This window comes from Pseudomonas sp. NPDC087029 (assembly GCF_044745345.1).
Lineage (GTDB): Bacteria > Pseudomonadota > Gammaproteobacteria > Pseudomonadales > Pseudomonadaceae > Aquipseudomonas > Aquipseudomonas faucium.
Map to the genome: position 1 here is coordinate 102,631 of NZ_JBIVAB010000009.1, position 15,316 is coordinate 117,946.

A 15,316-nucleotide genomic window follows, 5' to 3' on the forward strand; every position below is an offset into this window, starting at 1 on the left:
CCACAAGCGGTTCCACAGTCATTGTGAACAACCGATGACCTTCGCCGCGGTGTGATGAAGGATGCCGTGGCGCCTGGCCAGTGCTGCGCGGTCCTTGCTGTAGCCGCCGCCGATCACCCCGACCACCGGGATATCGCGGCCCAGGCAATGGCGCATGACCATTTCGTCGCGCGCGGCCACGCCCTCGTCGGTTAGTTGCAGGTAGCCCAGGGCATCGTCCTTGTGCACGTCGACCCCGGCGTCGTACAGCACCAGGTCCGGCTGGTACAGCGGCAGCAGGTAGTTGAGCGCGTCTTCCACCACCTTCAGGTAGGCCGCATTGCCCATGCCGCGGGGCAGGGGGATGTCCCAGTCGCTGTGGGCCTTGCGCGCCGGGAAGTTCTGCTCGCAGTGCAGCGACACGGTAATGGCCTCCGGGGTGTCCTGGAGGATGCGCGCGGTGCCATCGCCCTGGTGCACGTCGCAATCGAAGATCAGCACCCGGTGCACGCGGCCGGCTTCGAGCAGGTAGCGGCTGATCACGGCCAGGTCGTTGAAGATGCAGAAGCCGGCCGGGTGGTCATAGTGGGCGTGGTGGGTGCCGCCGGCGAGGTGGCAGGCCAGGCCATGCTGCAGGGCCATTTCGGCGGTCAGCAGCGAGCCGCCGACGGCGCGCACGGTGCGCCGGGCCAGGGCCTCGCTCCAGGGCAGGCCGAGGCGGCGCTGGTCTTCGCGGGAGAGCTCGCCGTTCATGTAGCGCTCGATGTAGCCGCGATCGTGGGCCAGGGCGAGGATGTCGTTGGGGCAGATGTCCGGGCGCAGCAGGGCCTGGTCATGGGTCAGCCCGCTGTCGACCAGGTGGTCGCGCAGCAGGCGGAACTTGTCCATGGGGAAACGGTGCTCGGGGGGGAATTCCGGGCTGTAGTCTTCGTGGTAGATCAGCGGCAGTGGCATGGTGGGGTCGCAATCAGGGCCAGTGCTGATCTTGCCAGTTGTTGGGCTTGGGTTGCCATGGTGGGGCCGCTTTGCGGCCCAATCGCCGGCAAGCCGGTGGTGGGGTTACTTGCTCGCGCTGGCCAGCACGCGCTGCCAGTCCGGCTCGTTCAAGCGGCCAAGGATTCGCGTCTTGCCATCGGCATCGACCGAAACGAACAGCGCACTGGCGTAGCCACTTTCACGTTCGCCGCCCACCACGCGCTTGTCGCGCTGGAAGTGATCGATACAGCCGTTGTGCGTTACCAGCACCAGGTTATGCCCTGGCTGCTTGTGCGCCAGCGCCTCCTTGGCGAAGCCGTTGTCGCAGTTTTCCAGCCAGTCTTCACTGGCAACGGCCTGGCCCAGGATGAAGTGGGCGGTCTGCCGGGTGCGCAGTTTCGGGCTGCTGATCAGGTCGGCATTGGCCAGCCCCAGTGCGTTCAGGCCTTGGCCAACCCGGGTGGCGGCGGCGCTGCCGGCCACGGTGATGCCGGTGGGGTCGTCCAGGCACGGGCCGGGTGCGCTGTCGCAGCGCTCGGCATGGCGGATCATCACGATCACTGCACCTTCGGCCCAGTCCTGCAGCAGGCCGCTGTCACTCAACTGCCGTTCATTGCCAAGGTCCACGATGTGCGTCCTCGTCGCCAGCCAGGTACTCAACGCCGCCACCACCATGCACAAGCCAAGGGCAGCGCCAAGGGCCTTGCGTGACAAACGCCGCTTGCGGCGGGCGTGGATGGCGGTGTGTCCGAGGGTGTTGCTCGACTGCATGCTGCGCTCCGATGGCATGGCCGCGTCCTGCGCGGCGGTGGTGGCGGCATTGTGCGAAGCGGCCTGTCGGGAGGCGGTGAAGGGCGTGTGAAAATTGCATTTCGCCTACGCTGTAAACTGCAGGGCAAGAACCGGAGCACACCCCCCATGACACCCATCCTGGAACTCGAAAGCGCGCGGCTGGTACTGCGCCAATGGCACGACGACGACCTGCGCGAGTTCGCCGCGATGTGTGCCGACCCGCAGGTGATGCGCTATTTCCCGGCGCCGCTCACGCGCCTGGAAACGGCGGCGCTGATCGGCCGCATACGCGGCCACTTCAACGAATACGGCTTTGGCCTGTGGGCGCTGGAGCGCAAGGACAGCGGCGCCTTCATCGGCATGACCGGGCTGCTCAACGTCAACTTCGACGCCCCCTTCGGCCCTGCCGTGGAAATCGGCTGGCGCCTGGCCCGGCGCCACTGGGGCCTGGGCTTTGCCAGCGAGGCGGCGTGGACCTGCCTGCGTTGTGCTTTCGCCCAATTGCGCCTGGAGGAGGTGGTGTCGTTCACTACCGAAGGCAACCTGCCGTCGCAGAAGGTCATGCAGGCCATCGGCATGCTGCAGGACGTGAAGGGCAGCTTCGAACACCCCCGCCTGCCCGTCGACCACCCGCTGCGCCCCCACGTGCTGTACCGCATCGACCGCGCCCGCTGGGAGCAGACCCAGCGCGCTGAATAGGCAGGTATGCGCGGTGCCGATGACAAACCCTGTATCATTTGCCTTCATGAGAGCGCCGTAGAGCTGTGATGCCTTGCTAGGAGAACCCCCGATGAGTCATGTGTTGGACGACCTGGTCGACCTGTTGAGCCTCGAGCCAATCGAGGAGAACCTGTTTCGTGGGCGTAGCCAGGATTTGGGCTTCCGCCAGCTGTACGGTGGCCAGGTATTGGGCCAGTCGCTGTCGGCCGCCAGCCAGACGGTCGAGGACGCGCGCCACGTGCACTCGCTGCATGGCTACTTCCTGCGCCCGGGCGATGCCAGCCTGCCGGTGGTGTACTCGGTCGACCGCGTGCGCGATGGCGGCAGCTTCAGCACCCGGCGGGTAACGGCCATCCAGAAGGGCCAGACCATCTTCACCTGCAGCGCCTCGTTCCAGTACGACGAAGAGGGCTTCTCGCACCAGGCGCAGATGCCTGAGGTGGTGGGCCCGGAAAACCTGCCCACGGAAGTGGAGCTGGCCCGCGCCATGGCCGACCAGTTGCCCGAGCGCATCCGCGACAAGGTGCTGTGCGCCAAGCCGATCGAGATTCGCCCGGTCACCGAGCGCGACCCGTTCAACCCCAAGCCCGGCGACCCGGTGAAGTACGCCTGGTTCCGCGCCGACGGCACGCTGCCGGACGTACCGGCGCTGCACAAGTACCTGCTGGCCTACGCCTCCGACTTCGGCCTGCTGACCACCGCGCTGCTGCCCCATGGCAAGTCGGTGTGGCAGCGCGACATGCAGATCGCCAGCCTCGACCATTCGCTGTGGTTCCACGGCAACCTGCGCGCCGACGAGTGGCTGCTGTATGCCACCGACAGCCCTTGGGCCGGCAATGCCCGTGGCTTCTGCCGCGGCAGCATCTACAACCGCGCCGGGCAACTGGTGGCGTCGTCCAGCCAGGAAGGCCTGATCCGCCATCGCAAGGACTGGGCATGAAGCTGGGTGAAATCCGCAACTGGGTGTTCGACATGGACGGCACCCTGACCGTGGCGGTGCACGATTTTGCCGCCATCCGCGAGGCGCTGGAAATTCCCGCCGAGCACGACATCCTCACGCACCTGGCGGCGTTGCCGGCCGCCGAGGCCGCTGCCAAGCATGCCTGGCTGCTGGAGCACGAGCGTGACCTGGCGATCGCCTCCACGGCGGCCAGCGGGGCGGTGGAGCTGGTGCGGGCGCTGGCCGAGCGCGGGTGCCGCCTGGGCATCCTCACCCGCAATGCGCGCGAGCTCGCGCATGTGACGCTGGAGGCCATCGGCCTGGCGGACTGCTTCGAGGTGGAGCATGTGCTGGGGCGTGACGAGGCCGAGCCCAAGCCCAGCCCGGATGGCCTGCTGAAGATCGCCCAGGCTTGGGGCGTGGCGCCGAGCGAACTGGTGATGGTGGGTGATTACCGCTTCGACCTGGATTGCGGGCGCGCTGCCGGCGCGCGCACGGTGCTGGTGAACCTGCCGGATAACCCGTGGCCGGAGCTGGTGGATTGGCATGCGGTGGATTGCCGGGCGTTGCAGGGGATGTTGGGCTGATTTTGCTGGCCCCATCGCCGGCAAGCCGGCTCCCACAAGGGCAGAGAGGCGCTCTGTGGGAGCGGGCTTGCCCCGCGAAGAGGCCGGCACTGTCTATGCTGAACTCCAGTCTTTCCCCTGAACTGGAGACCCAGCCATGACCAGCAAGGCCATCTATGTGCAACCCGGCGGCGGCTACGACAAGGTCGAGGTCGGCACGTGCGAGGCCGCTGCGCCCAAGCCCGGCGAAATCACCGTGCAGTTGCACGCAAGCTCACTCAACTACCACGACTTCGCCGTGGTCAGCGGCATGTGGGGCCCGAGCGAGCGGCGCATCCCCATGGCCGACGGCGCCGGCGAAGTGACCGCAGTGGGCGCCGGCGTCAGCGAATTCAAGGTCGGCGACAACGTCGTCAGCACCTTCTTCCCCGACTGGCTCGACGGCCAGGCGCTGGTCGAAGGCTTCGCCAGCGTGCCGGGCGACGGCATCGATGGCTATGCCCGCGCCAAGGTCACCGCCCGCGCCACCTCATTCACCCTGGCGCCCCAGGGCTACAGCCACGCCGAAGCCGCCACCCTGACCACCGCCGGCCTCACCGCCTGGCGCGCGCTGATGAGCGATGACCACCTCAAGCCCGGCGATACCGTGCTGGTGCAGGGCACCGGTGGTGTCTCGATATTTGCCCTGCAGTTCGCCAAGCTGGCGGGCGCCACGGTGATCGCCACCTCGTCCAGCGATGCCAAGCTCGAGCGTTTGAAGGCGCTGGGCGCCGACCACCTGATCAACTACAAGGGCACGCCCGCCTGGGGCGAGAAGGTGCGCGAGCTCACGGGCAACCGCGGCGTCGACCATGTGATCGAGGTGGGCGGCCCGGCGACCCTGGAGCAATCGATGATCGCCGCACGCATCGGTGGGCATATTTCGCTGATCGGCATTCTCACCGGCGTCGCCGGGCAGCTGCCGCTGGTGCAGGCGCTGGTGCGCCAGATCCGCCTGCAGGGCGTGCTGGTGGGCAACCGCGCCCAGCAGCAGGCGATGGTTCGGGCGATCGATGCCAACGGCCTGCGGCCGGTGGTGGACAAGCACTTCGAGCTGGAGCAGATCGTCGAGGCGTTCCGTTACCAGGAGAGCAACCGGCATTTCGGCAAGATCTGCCTGACCTGGTAACTGAGCCCAATCGCCGGCAAGCCGGCTCCCACAGGCACACCACCGCCCTTGAGCACAGTGGTGCCCCTGTGGGAGCCGGCTTGCCGGCGATTGGCCGTTACGGCCACAACACATCCAAATGAAAAACTAAAGCGCCAGACGGCCCCCTGGCGCAATCGGACATGCCAATCGCGACATTTGGCGCTCAGGGAAATGCCCTGTCGTGATCGAACAGTTCCGAGGCGTTCTCGTGTAATTTCCCACATCCCCACGGGGCTTAAATGAACCCCGACTCGCCCTGACACGTTGCTCTGTGACGCGTGCCAAAGATCAACAACAGAGCACCGGTAACGTGTCGACTTACTGATTTCAAAGGAGATATTTTCGCCTACGCCTGCCCGTCCTTTCCTTGTGTCAGCAAAAAGAGAACAACATCAATGAACACCGTGGGATCTGATGGCAACCTTGCACAAGGTTTCAAGCCACGTCATGTAACGATGCTGTCCATCGCGGGCATCATCGGCGCCGGACTTTTCGTCGGCTCCGGGCACGCCATTGCGGCGGCCGGGCCAGCCACCATCGTTTCTTATTTCGTGGCCGGCACTTTGGTGGTGCTGGTCATGCGCATGCTCGGCGAAATGGCCGTGGCACACCCTGACACAGGTTCGTTCTCCACCTACGCCGACCAGGCCATCGGCCGCTGGGCCGGCTATACCATCGGCTGGTTGTACTGGTGGTTCTGGGTGCTGGTGATTCCGATCGAAGCCCTGGCCGCCGGGCACGTGCTCAACGCCTGGTTCCCCCAGGTCGACAGCTGGATCTTCGCCCTGGCCTCGGTGCTGCTGCTGGCCTGCACCAACCTGTTCAGCGTGGCCAAGTACGGCGAGTTCGAGTTCTGGTTCGCCATCCTCAAGGTCACCGCGATCCTCGGCTTCATCGGCCTGGGCTTCGCCGCGCTGATGGGCTGGCTGCCCAACCGCGAAGTCAGCGGCCTGAGCGGGCTGATGGCCGAGTATGGCGGCTTTGCGCCCAAAGGCTGGTCGGCCGTGATCGGCGCCTTCATCACCGTGATGTTCAGCTTCATCGGCACCGAGGCGGTGACCATCGCCGCCTCCGAATCCAGCGACCCCTCGCGCAACATCGCCAAGGCCACCCGCTCGGTGATCTGGCGCATCAGCACCTTCTACATCCTGTCGATCTTCGTGATCATCTCGATCGTGCCGTGGAACGACCCGCAGCTGGCGGTGGTGGGTTCGTACCAGCGCGCGCTGGAGCTGATGAACATCCCCAACGCGGCCTTCATGGTCGACCTGGTGGTGCTGGTGGCCGTCACCAGCTGCATGAACTCGTCGATCTACATCGCCTCGCGGATGATGTACTCGCTGGCCAAGCGCGGCGACGCCCCGGCCTTCCTCAACAAGACCTCCAAGGTCGGCGTACCGCGCGCCGCGGTATTCGGCAGCACGCTGATCGGCGCGGCCATCGCCATCCTCAACTACTTCGCACCCAAGGGCGTGTTCGAGTTCCTGCTCGCCAGCTCCGGCGCCATCGCGCTGCTGGTGTACATGGTCATCGCCATCTCCCAGCTGCGCATGCGCCGCCGCCTGGAGCGCGAGAACGCCGAGCTGAAGTTCCGCATGTGGCTGTTCCCGTGGCTGACCTGGGCGGTGATCTTGTTCATTGGTGGAGCGTTGGCGGTGATGATGTATACCCCTGAGCATCGGGCGGAGGTGAGTTCCACCCTGGGCTTGGCGATCGTGATTTCGTTCCTCGGGATCGTGACGTCGCGGGGGCATGCGCAGCCGGTGGGGGCGCGGACGATGGGGTGATTGGGTTCACCTGGCAACAAGGGCGAGGGCACTCCGGATGGGTGCCCTTGTTTTTTGAGCATCTAAAAGTGCCAGCGCTGCTGACACTAATCCAGCCAAGAAAAGTCGCACCGGTGATGCGACAAATAGGCTGAAGCTCAATTGGCCATCATTTCGACGTACCTGGACACCGCCGGTGCCTTTTCAAAGCGCCGGTAGACCAGGCTCAACCACGAACTGGCCTGGCAATCGGCAATACGCCGGTAGTTCACCTGCGGCAGGTTGATGCGCTGCACCACCGACTCCGGCACCACGGCAATCCCCTGGCCCAAGGAAACCAAGGTAATCACCGCAACCAGGCTGCCGGGCTGCGGGCCTAACCGAGGCACGAATCCCCCTTGCGCCGCCACCTCCAGCGTGCCGGAAATCTGCTCGGGCAGGATGAAGCTTTCACCCGCCAGGCGTGCGGCTGGAATCTGCGGGAGTTCGTTGATCCGCGAGCTGGCGGGCAGGGCGAGGACGAAGTCTTCCCGGTGCAGGGCAATGGCCTCGAGTTCTTCCGGCAGCTCCATGGGCGAGCGCACATAGGCAAGGTCCAGCAGGCCATCGCGGACCATCCCGGGCAGCTCGGCCATGGGCAGCTCGCGGATGTTCAGGCGCACGCCGGGGTGGCTATCGCTGAAGCTGATCACCTGGCGCTGCAGCATGCCCGAGTAGGCCGCCGAGGCCACGTAGCCCAGCTCGATGCTGCCACTTTCGCCACGCCCGGCACGTTGCGCCCCCAGTTGCGCGGCATCGAATTGGCGCACGGCGTGTTCGGCTTCGATCAGCAGCGCCTGGCCGGCAGCCGTCAGGTTCACTTCACGCTGATTGCGCTCGAACAGGCGCACGCCCAGCTCGCGCTCCATGTCCTGGATCTGCCGGCTGAGGGTGGGCGGGGCGATGCCCAGCTGCTCGGCGGCACGGGTGAAATGGCCGTGCCGGGCGACGCAGAGGAAGTAGCGGAAATGACGGATTTCCATGGCCTGTTACCTGCAAGCTAATGACGCCGGACGCTGGAGCTAACACGCTTGGCGAGTGGTGGCGTTATGGTTAAGCCAACACTACAAGGCTGGTGCATTGGCGACCAGCTTGCTTTTGGAGTCCGCCATGCCTGCCCCCTCTGCGCGCTTCACCCTGCTCACCGCCTCCCTGGTCTGCGCCCTGATCATCCTCGACACCAACATCGTCGCCGTCAGCCTGCCCAGCATCGCCCGCGACCTGTCCGGCTCGTTCGCCGATATCGAATGGGTGGTCAGCGCCTACCTGCTGGCCTTCGCCGCCTGCCTGCTGCCCGCTGGCAGCCTGGCCGACCGCTTCGGCCGCCAGCGCATGCTGCTGATCGGCCTGGCCGTGTTCGGCGCCGCCTCACTCGCCTGCGGCGCTGCCCCCAGCCTGCTGTTCCTCGACCTGGCCCGCGCCGCCAAAGGCATCGGCGCCGCCCTGCTGCTGACCGCAGCGCTGGCCGCCATCGGCCACCGCTTCCACGAACCCCAGGAGCGCATGCGCGCGTGGGCCTTCTGGGGCGCCTGCATGGGCGCGACCATCACCTTCGCGCCACTGCTTGGCGGCATAATCGCCAGCACCCTCGGCTGGCGCTGGATCTTCTACATCAACCTACCCCTGGTCGCGCTGCTCGCCCTGATGGTGCTGCGCAGCGTCGAAGAATCCCGCGACAGCGCCGCCGCCCGGCTCGACCCCATGGGAAGCCTGACCTTCGCCGGCAGCCTCGGCTGCCTGATCTGGGCCATGATCGATGCCAACCAGGTCGGCTGGACCAGCGTCGACACCCTCGGGCGGCTACTCATCAGCGCCTTCCTTTTCAGCCTGTTCATCATGGTAGAGCGCAGCCAGCCACGGCCGATGATCGACCTGCAACTGATGCGCAGCGGGCGCTTCATCGGCGCGCTGCTGGGCATGTTCGCCTACGCCGCGTGCGCTCAGGTGATGATGACCTTGCTGCCGCTGTACCTGCAGAACGGCCTGCAGTTGTCGGCGCTGGCGGCGGGGGCGGGGATGTTGCCGTTTGCCGTGGCGATGCTCTTGACGCCGCGGCTGGGGATGCGGTTGGCGGGGCGTTGGAGCCCGGCGCGGGTATTTGCCTTGGGGCTGGTGCTGGTTGGGGTGGGGAATCTGCTGTGTGCCTGGGCGGTTGGGCATGGGGGCTACGTGGCGTTTGCCTTGGCTAGCGTGGTGCTGGGGGCGGGGGCGGGGCTGCTTAATGGTGATACGCAGAAGAACATCATGGCTTGTGTGCCGCGTGAGCGTACGGGGATGGCTTCGGGGTTGAGTACCACGACTCGGTTTGGTGCGATCGTGATTGCGATTGGGGTGTTGGGTGGGGTGCTTGCGGCGCGTAGTGGGCAACTGTTGCGTGAGGCCATGGCCGGGTTGGCGCCTGAGCACATGGGTAAGGTTGCGGCGATGGCGGCGCGGGTTGCTGCTGGGGATTTGCAGGCGGCACTGGCGTTGATTGACCCGAGCTTGCGTGAGGCGGTGGCGCCGGTGGCACGGCAGGCGTTTGCTGGGGGCTTTGAGGCGGTGTTGGTGAGTGCGGGGGTTGTTGCGTTGGTTTTTGCAGTGTTAGTCGGAGTGCTGCTGGGGCGGCCGCTTCCAGAGCATGGGGCAGCTGCAGGGCATGTTGCGCGTGCATAAAAAAGGCACTTGGATGACCAGGTGCCTTTGCGTGTTTGGTGGGCCGGGGTAATCTGAATTCTACCGGCAGGTCGTTGATATATATAGAAAAAATGAATATCATTTTCAGCTTGGAATACCAAAAGGAATGCTGGTCGCTGCTCGGCCATCCGTTTGCAATCGATCCGCACGCCTTTGCCACGCAGATGGCCACCAGCTCTCGGCGAGAGCTCTCTGACCGGTACAAAAAACTAGCGAAAATCCTCCGTCAGCGACGTTTTACGGCAAGCCCTTGAAATGAGGTCAGGTTGCCATCATATCATTGAGGCAAAGTCACCAAGCTGCCAGCTGAGAAGGCTTCGGTGATGAACCCCTGTGCGAGTTTCAGAAGGATTGGAATGCAATGTCGAGTCGGCCAGTAGTGCTCAACCCTGCTTGTATCAAGACCTTGTCTGCGGTGGAGGCTCGCCCTGAGCGTTCAAACCAGCATGAGTTTAATGGTGTGTCCGCGCTCAAAAACGTGTTCGGGCCTGATCGGGCGGAATTCAGTGTCCAGTTCTCGGTCAGAGGTGAAAGCGTTTCCGATCGGGCTAAAATGACTTGGTACGATGCCCGCGAGGAACATCCTACCCGTTCCGAGTATCGGCTCTACTTCCAAAACAACCAAGTTATGGAGCATGCCCAAGAGGGTGATAATGTCATCATCGGCTACGATGGGCAGGGCCTGCTTCATTGCATCCTAATTCGCACTGGCAGTGCGGAGCACCGCCCTGGCATTTCTCAGTGGGAGCGGTGCTGAGATTGGGTTGATGCAGAGAGCGAGGGTTCTCCCCCCCGCATCTGTTGTCGAACAGCGTAAGCCAGAAGGGGCGCAGCTTGAGCTTACTTAGGAAACTAATGCTGGCCCCCAAAGGTATTCGATCGTGCACGACGCCATCAGACTTATGGAGTATCCAAGTATTACGATAGTGATGTCTTTAGTGGACGCGCCGCCATGCTGACTTGATTTTAATTCTGACACCGCTCTCTTGGTCAAGAGCTTCGAGTGCCGTTGCCGAGCGTACGATCCGAATTCTGTAATGACTGGAATTTTCAGGCTTAGATATTTCCAATGATTCGCCTTCGCGGGCTCCTGTCTCGTTAAAGTACTTCGTCATGTGAGTGATTCGGTACTCATTTCTAGTGCCGGATTTATGGATTTTGTTGTTGTAATATACAAAGCGAAACTTCCTTATGGTTCCATCTTCATCTTCGCATTCAATCCACGCATCTGGGTTTTTTATCGCTGGGTCAAGCGAAGGGAGTATTGAAAGAAGATCCGACTCTGATTTTGGTATGAGGATGCCGGCTTGATGAGCGCCTGTGGCGCCGACGTCATTAGCGCTCAAAATTTTTCGGAATATGGGTGTTTTCATGTCTTCACCGGAGTAATTTCAAGGGCGCGTCTGATGTCGGTTGCATCTCTGGAGGAAACTGGGATGCTTTCATTTGCCAGCTCGCTCTTCCAAAGAGAACGTTCTAACATAACTTCTTCCACTGTATTTTTGTAAAAAAGACGGTAAATGGTGACTGGCTGAGTTTGGCCTCGTCGGTGGGCCCGAGCACTCGCCTGTGCTTCTAGTGCCGGGTTCCATACTGGAGTGAAATGTATCACCACGGTTGCTGCGGTAATATTTAAACCGGCGCCGGCCGCTTTAGGGTTGAGTATCAAACATCCGGGGCCGTCGTGATTTGTAAAGTCATCGATAATTGATTGGCGATCTGGTTGCGCGGTAGAACCATTAATAGAGCCCCAGTACGTATTGGGCGAACTCGAGAACGCCTCCCTTACTAATTCGCCGATTCGGTTGAATAGTGCGAAAATTATGACTTTTCGTTTGTTTGCGAATGACTCCTTTAAGAGAGAGATTGTTCTCTCCATTTTTGAGGTCATCAGGGGGAGTTTGGTTGTGCGAGTGATTGTCGACTCCTCACCATCAACGTCCCCTTCGGAAACTTGGCGCAGCCAAGGGTGAGCACATACGAGTTGCAGTTGAAGCGTAGCCACTAGCGCCCCTGCTGTAGGGTACTTGGCTAGTGTTTCAGATCGTACATTTAAATAATGCTCAGTCAGAAGGTCGTCCAGCTCGAGCGGCAAATCGATATTTATTCGCTGGGGTAAATCGCCAGCTACATCTGCTACCCGGCGTTTGAGTATCATAGGATCAGTGAGTTGCCCCACTGCCTGAGCCGATTCAATACAGTCCGGATATTGAGCTTCGAAGTCAAGCTGAGAGCCAAGTAGGCCGGGGATGGCGAAGTCGGCAAGAGACCATAGATCAACCAGACTGTTTTCAACGGGCGTACCAGTCATGGGAACAGTACGTCGGCGTGGGATCGAAGCGATAGCCCTTCTGCGATTTGATTGCGGGTTCTTGATTGCTTGTGCTTCGTCGCAAATTAGCCAAGACCATTCGACGGATGAAAAAATTGAGATGTCGTTGACCATGGTGTCATATGTTGTGATTACAACACTGGTCCGTTGCAGTTCTCGATATATTCCTGCCCGACTTTGACCACGATGTATCATCAAGGTCAATCCAGCTGCAAACCGTTCAAACTCTCGCGCCCAATTGGCAATAAGGCTAGTCGGACAGATTATCAATGCAGGCGAGTCGGACTTTGGTGGGTCCATTAGCAGCAATGCGATAATCTGAATAGTTTTGCCCAGGCCCATTTCATCGGCGAGAATCAGTCCGCCTGTATGTTTAACGGTTTCCCACATCCAGAGAACACCACGCGACTGATAGGGAAATAGCGTTGCACTCAGCCCATGGATTGTAAGCTCCCCTTCAAGTTTATGCGCAGCAACTCTTCCCGATTGTAGAAATATCTCATCAGGAAGCACCTCCAAACTCGTGTTAGGGGTTCGAATTAGCTCAATAGCCTTGCTGTAAGAAAGATTTTCGGACGACGAGTAATTCAGTGCTTCGTTAAAAAGAGTGACAGCGTCGCTCGGAAGTGGTCGGATTGTGTTTCCATCCAGTATCCAAGAATGTCGATTGCTTGGAGCATAATGCACAGACCGCTTGCCTCGAAGCGATCGAATCCCTCCTAGGCGCGCGACTATACGATCATCCGTCTTACAGATGATCATGACAGGATCAACAAGCCGCTCTGAGAGTGTCAGGTTTTCAGGGGGACTGCTTAAGAGGGCTGCGAAGGTCTCAGGAAGTTTGATAATATCAGTCACGGCAATTTTCCCTCAGCGCTCTTAAGTCTTCGAGGGTAAACGGTATGGGTCGCCTCGTATGTAGGGCTCTGTGGCAGTTAGGGCAGAGTGGTACTAGATCCGTGCGCGGGTCATAAGGGCGAGGCTCTGAAAGAAGTCCTACAGGCTCTAGGTGATGAACTTCAATTATTGATCCTGCCTCGCCATAGGATCTCTTTGGCTCCAAGCCGCAAACCAGGCAACGCTCTCCATGAATGCGAATGCACAAAAGTCTATTGCGAGGATTTCTTTCCCGTCGTTTTATAACCGAGTGCGAGATAGCGCCTTCGAAAACCGGAGCCACCTCACCTAAATCGTCCTTGATTACATCGTAGCCAATAAGCTCCGCCATCGCTGCCATCATTGGGACGATCACTTCACGACATGTCGCAATGATATTGGCATCGCTATGTGGATCATCTTGGTCACGAATTTTTGCGGAAATTTGAAAATCCCCAGATGTTATTTTCCAGTCCGTGAGCGTTTGGCCCGAAATCTCCAAGTCGATGTCAGTTCGGATTGATGCCACTAGAGCATGTGCTAATTGGACGTCTTCAAGGGACGCCTTTTTGATCTGTCCGATGACTTCTCCGGAGAAGCGTCCAAAGAAGAGACTTACACTATGTCCCTTGAGTCCAAATGGGCGTAGCTCCGCAACCGGCCCGTGTTTCTCGTCTAAGTCACCAAACCAAATACGAAGTCCTGACCTAAGTCCACTAAGATCGACTGCGGCCGATATGAGAGCTCCAGTCCCTTCCTCAAGCTCTCTGAGGATCAGATCTTTCTTTCCGCCGATCATCTCAGCCTTCTTCTTCAGCCATCAGGTCGCCCGGCTCAGGGTCGGGAACATTTCGTAGAAGTTTGCGAAGGTTGTTGGATATTTCGTTACGAATATCCTCAAATATCGGCTCAAGCTCGTCGTTGGTATTGTTTTGCTCAGCTACAGCAAAAGCCCACAACAGAAGATCCATACCTTCAACGGCGAAACCGTTAGCGGCCGCGCGTTTATAGATTTTCTGATAGAAGTCATGATGTTTGTTGAGCAAAACAGCAGGGACGTGGTCACTATTTCCAGCACTGCGGAGAGCTGGTTGCCAGAGTTCTCCGGTATTGATGTTCTCTACAGCGTCTACATACACTGTTTCGGGACTTACATGATTCTGAACTGGTACCTTAAGCTTGATCTTGTTGCCTTGATTATTTGAAATGATCGCAGACTGGGTTGCGGGATCGACAGAGTTCACCTGCGGTTTGCTAGCACTGCCGGTTTCCGCAATGTTCTTGTTAGCGCTGGTGTGGTCGATATTTTTGAGATTGGTGTGCTCTCGGTTTTGTCTACGAGCCCGCTGTCCTGCTTCACGATAGACTGGCTGAAGCAACTCTCGCAGCCCGTCCTCTAGGTCTGGGTGGAAAAGGATTCTCGACTTTTTGACGTCGATCCGAAATGCGTCGTCAAGCTTATGTCCGAAGTCAAACTCCACACGCAGCAAGGAGGTATGAGGCTCAGGTGCACCAAAGACTTCTAGCCAGCTGCCATCCTGGATCAAGCGACCTTCTCGATAGACGTAAAAACCCTGCGCACGGTTTGAGATGCGTGCATGGATCTTTTCCTCATCTTTTGTCATGTCGCTGCGGTGCGGCAGAATCCACGCTCGTATAGTCGCCGTCTCCTCGGAGCCGTCAGCCAGTTCTACTACTAACTTTTGCTTTTTTTCTGAAAGAACCTGCTCGGAGCGTGCAGGGTAAAACGGATTCCACGGCTCTACCGGCATTTGATTGATGAAAATATCGATATTGCGTTCGCGCTCGTCAGTGTGGTCAAGGAATCGGTGATAAACGAGGGATAGGTGTTTAATCAGGCTTTCCGCGAGGCGCTTAATCGCGCTCTGTTCTTTGCTCGAGCCTGCTTCGTATTCTCTGGTCAGAATCCTATCGCATTTTTCCCATATTAAGAGCGTGCCCCTTTCCCCACATAGCTCCTCGAACATCTCCTGTTCGTCTGGGGTGACGGGCTCGCGGAGCATCTCCCACTTTTCGCTCTGAGCGACGTGGTCGAGATCCCAAGCGAGCTTTGCGAATTCATCGGTGGGACTTTTGCGAGAAATCAGCGTGTATTTGAGGCAAACGGAGCTGGATGCAGTCTTAAGCCCAAGCCCGAACTTCCCGAGACTCTCGGGGTTGTCGCGTTCCGGCGCCCCATATCGCATCGCCTTGTAGACACCATCAGCATCCATCCCTTCGCCATTGTCTCCGAAGTAGACCAGCTTACGGCCGTCGCTACGTAGGGTGATCTCGACGTTGATTTGATCTGCTTTGGCGGCGATGGAGTTATCTATGATGTCTGCGGCAGCAGTCCTGACGTTGTAGCCTGTATCTCTAAGCCCGAAGATCAGGCGGGGCGCATCTGGCTCGTTTATCAAATCACTCACATTGGGGTCCTTTGCATTTATGGGGCTCTAGGCTTCC

Annotated in this window: 14 protein-coding genes; 6 read left to right on the forward strand and 8 right to left on the reverse strand. The window is 60.1% G+C overall.

The features are described from left to right. Positions 1-18 precede the first annotated feature (18 nt). Both ACIPG5_RS16275 and ACIPG5_RS16280 read right to left on the reverse strand, forming a co-directional pair. A complete protein-coding gene (locus ACIPG5_RS16275; RefSeq protein ID WP_401376294.1) occupies positions 19-933 on the reverse strand; it encodes a histone deacetylase in 915 nt (304 codons plus the stop codon). Positions 934-1,038: 105 nt separating this feature from the next. Continuing rightward, entirely contained in the window at positions 1,039-1,725 is a 687-nt protein-coding gene (locus ACIPG5_RS16280) for a histidine phosphatase family protein (protein WP_176513955.1), read from the reverse strand. A gap of 147 nt (positions 1,726-1,872) precedes the next feature. Between ACIPG5_RS16280 and ACIPG5_RS16285 the strand changes: the two genes are divergently transcribed. The 5 genes from ACIPG5_RS16285 (at position 1,873) to gabP (ending at position 6,948) form a co-directional block, all read left to right on the forward strand. Further along, positions 1,873-2,445 (forward strand): GNAT family N-acetyltransferase, encoded by a 573-nt coding sequence (locus tag ACIPG5_RS16285; protein ID WP_401376297.1) that lies wholly within the window; start codon positions 1,873-1,875, stop codon positions 2,443-2,445. A 91-nt stretch (positions 2,446-2,536) separates the two neighbouring features. Beyond that, positions 2,537-3,406 (forward strand): acyl-CoA thioesterase II, encoded by an 870-nt coding sequence (tesB, locus tag ACIPG5_RS16290; RefSeq protein ID WP_176513960.1) that lies wholly within the window; start codon positions 2,537-2,539, stop codon positions 3,404-3,406. After that, positions 3,403-3,993 (forward strand): HAD family hydrolase, encoded by a 591-nt coding sequence (locus tag ACIPG5_RS16295; protein WP_176513962.1) that lies wholly within the window; start codon positions 3,403-3,405, stop codon positions 3,991-3,993. The genes tesB and ACIPG5_RS16295 overlap by 4 nt, the downstream gene beginning before the upstream one ends. 136 nt (positions 3,994-4,129) lie before the next feature. After that, the gene (locus ACIPG5_RS16300; RefSeq protein WP_286912525.1) at positions 4,130-5,140 is read left to right on the forward strand and encodes an NAD(P)-dependent alcohol dehydrogenase; all 1,011 of its coding nucleotides are present in this window, start codon (positions 4,130-4,132) and stop codon (positions 5,138-5,140) included. Positions 5,141-5,556: 416 nt separating this feature from the next. After that, positions 5,557-6,948 (forward strand): GABA permease, encoded by a 1,392-nt coding sequence (gene gabP, locus ACIPG5_RS16305; protein WP_176513966.1) that lies wholly within the window; start codon positions 5,557-5,559, stop codon positions 6,946-6,948. Positions 6,949-7,085: 137 nt separating this feature from the next. Here the strand turns inward: gabP and ACIPG5_RS16310 are convergent, their stop codons facing one another. After that, positions 7,086-7,949, reverse strand: coding sequence for a LysR family transcriptional regulator (locus tag ACIPG5_RS16310; protein WP_401376301.1), 864 nt, complete (start codon positions 7,947-7,949; stop codon positions 7,086-7,088). Positions 7,950-8,076: 127 nt separating this feature from the next. On the opposite strand from ACIPG5_RS16310, the gene ACIPG5_RS16315 reads away from it, so the two are divergent. Further along, a complete protein-coding gene (locus ACIPG5_RS16315; RefSeq protein ID WP_401376304.1) occupies positions 8,077-9,621 on the forward strand; it encodes an MFS transporter in 1,545 nt (514 codons plus the stop codon). A gap of 457 nt (positions 9,622-10,078) precedes the next feature. On the opposite strand, the gene ACIPG5_RS16320 is transcribed toward ACIPG5_RS16315, so the two are convergent. The 5 genes from ACIPG5_RS16320 to ACIPG5_RS16340 form a co-directional block, all read right to left on the reverse strand. Beyond that, positions 10,079-10,333 (reverse strand): hypothetical protein, encoded by a 255-nt coding sequence (locus ACIPG5_RS16320; RefSeq protein ID WP_401376307.1) that lies wholly within the window; start codon positions 10,331-10,333, stop codon positions 10,079-10,081. A 244-nt stretch (positions 10,334-10,577) separates the two neighbouring features. Further along, positions 10,578-11,015, reverse strand: coding sequence for an EcoRII N-terminal effector-binding domain-containing protein (locus tag ACIPG5_RS16325; protein WP_253091876.1), 438 nt, complete (start codon positions 11,013-11,015; stop codon positions 10,578-10,580). Beyond that, positions 11,012-12,832: a DEAD/DEAH box helicase gene (locus tag ACIPG5_RS16330; RefSeq protein WP_401376309.1), complete on the reverse strand. Its 1,821-nt coding sequence runs from the start codon at positions 12,830-12,832 to the stop codon at positions 11,012-11,014. Before ACIPG5_RS16330 ends, ACIPG5_RS16325 begins: the two co-directional genes overlap by 4 nt. Beyond that, positions 12,825-13,649 (reverse strand): HNH endonuclease, encoded by an 825-nt coding sequence (locus tag ACIPG5_RS16335; protein ID WP_401376311.1) that lies wholly within the window; start codon positions 13,647-13,649, stop codon positions 12,825-12,827. The genes ACIPG5_RS16330 and ACIPG5_RS16335 overlap by 8 nt, the downstream gene beginning before the upstream one ends. A 1-nt stretch (position 13,650) precedes the next feature. Beyond that, entirely contained in the window at positions 13,651-15,279 is a 1,629-nt protein-coding gene (locus tag ACIPG5_RS16340) for an ATP-binding protein (RefSeq protein WP_401376313.1), read from the reverse strand. Between the last annotated feature and the right edge of the window lie 37 nt (positions 15,280-15,316).

Bases quoted from the DNA above. Each gene is read 5' to 3' on its own strand.
- ACIPG5_RS16275 (WP_401376294.1), bottom strand. From the start codon at position 933: ATGCCACTGCCGCTGATCTACCACGAAGACTACAGCCCGGAATTCCCC.
- ACIPG5_RS16280 (WP_176513955.1), bottom strand. From the start codon at position 1,725: ATGCAGTCGAGCAACACCCTCGGACACACCGCCATCCACGCCCGCCGC.
- ACIPG5_RS16285 (WP_401376297.1), top strand. From the start codon at position 1,873: ATGACACCCATCCTGGAACTCGAAAGCGCGCGGCTGGTACTGCGCCAA.
- tesB (WP_176513960.1), top strand. From the start codon at position 2,537: ATGAGTCATGTGTTGGACGACCTGGTCGACCTGTTGAGCCTCGAGCCA.
- ACIPG5_RS16295 (WP_176513962.1), top strand. From the start codon at position 3,403: ATGAAGCTGGGTGAAATCCGCAACTGGGTGTTCGACATGGACGGCACC.
- ACIPG5_RS16300 (WP_286912525.1), top strand. From the start codon at position 4,130: ATGACCAGCAAGGCCATCTATGTGCAACCCGGCGGCGGCTACGACAAG.
- gabP (WP_176513966.1), top strand. From the start codon at position 5,557: ATGAACACCGTGGGATCTGATGGCAACCTTGCACAAGGTTTCAAGCCA.
- ACIPG5_RS16310 (WP_401376301.1), bottom strand. From the start codon at position 7,949: ATGGAAATCCGTCATTTCCGCTACTTCCTCTGCGTCGCCCGGCACGGC.
- ACIPG5_RS16315 (WP_401376304.1), top strand. From the start codon at position 8,077: ATGCCTGCCCCCTCTGCGCGCTTCACCCTGCTCACCGCCTCCCTGGTC.
- ACIPG5_RS16320 (WP_401376307.1), bottom strand. From the start codon at position 10,333: ATGAAGCAGGCCCTGCCCATCGTAGCCGATGATGACATTATCACCCTC.
- ACIPG5_RS16325 (WP_253091876.1), bottom strand. From the start codon at position 11,015: ATGAAAACACCCATATTCCGAAAAATTTTGAGCGCTAATGACGTCGGC.
- ACIPG5_RS16335 (WP_401376311.1), bottom strand. From the start codon at position 13,649: ATGATCGGCGGAAAGAAAGATCTGATCCTCAGAGAGCTTGAGGAAGGG.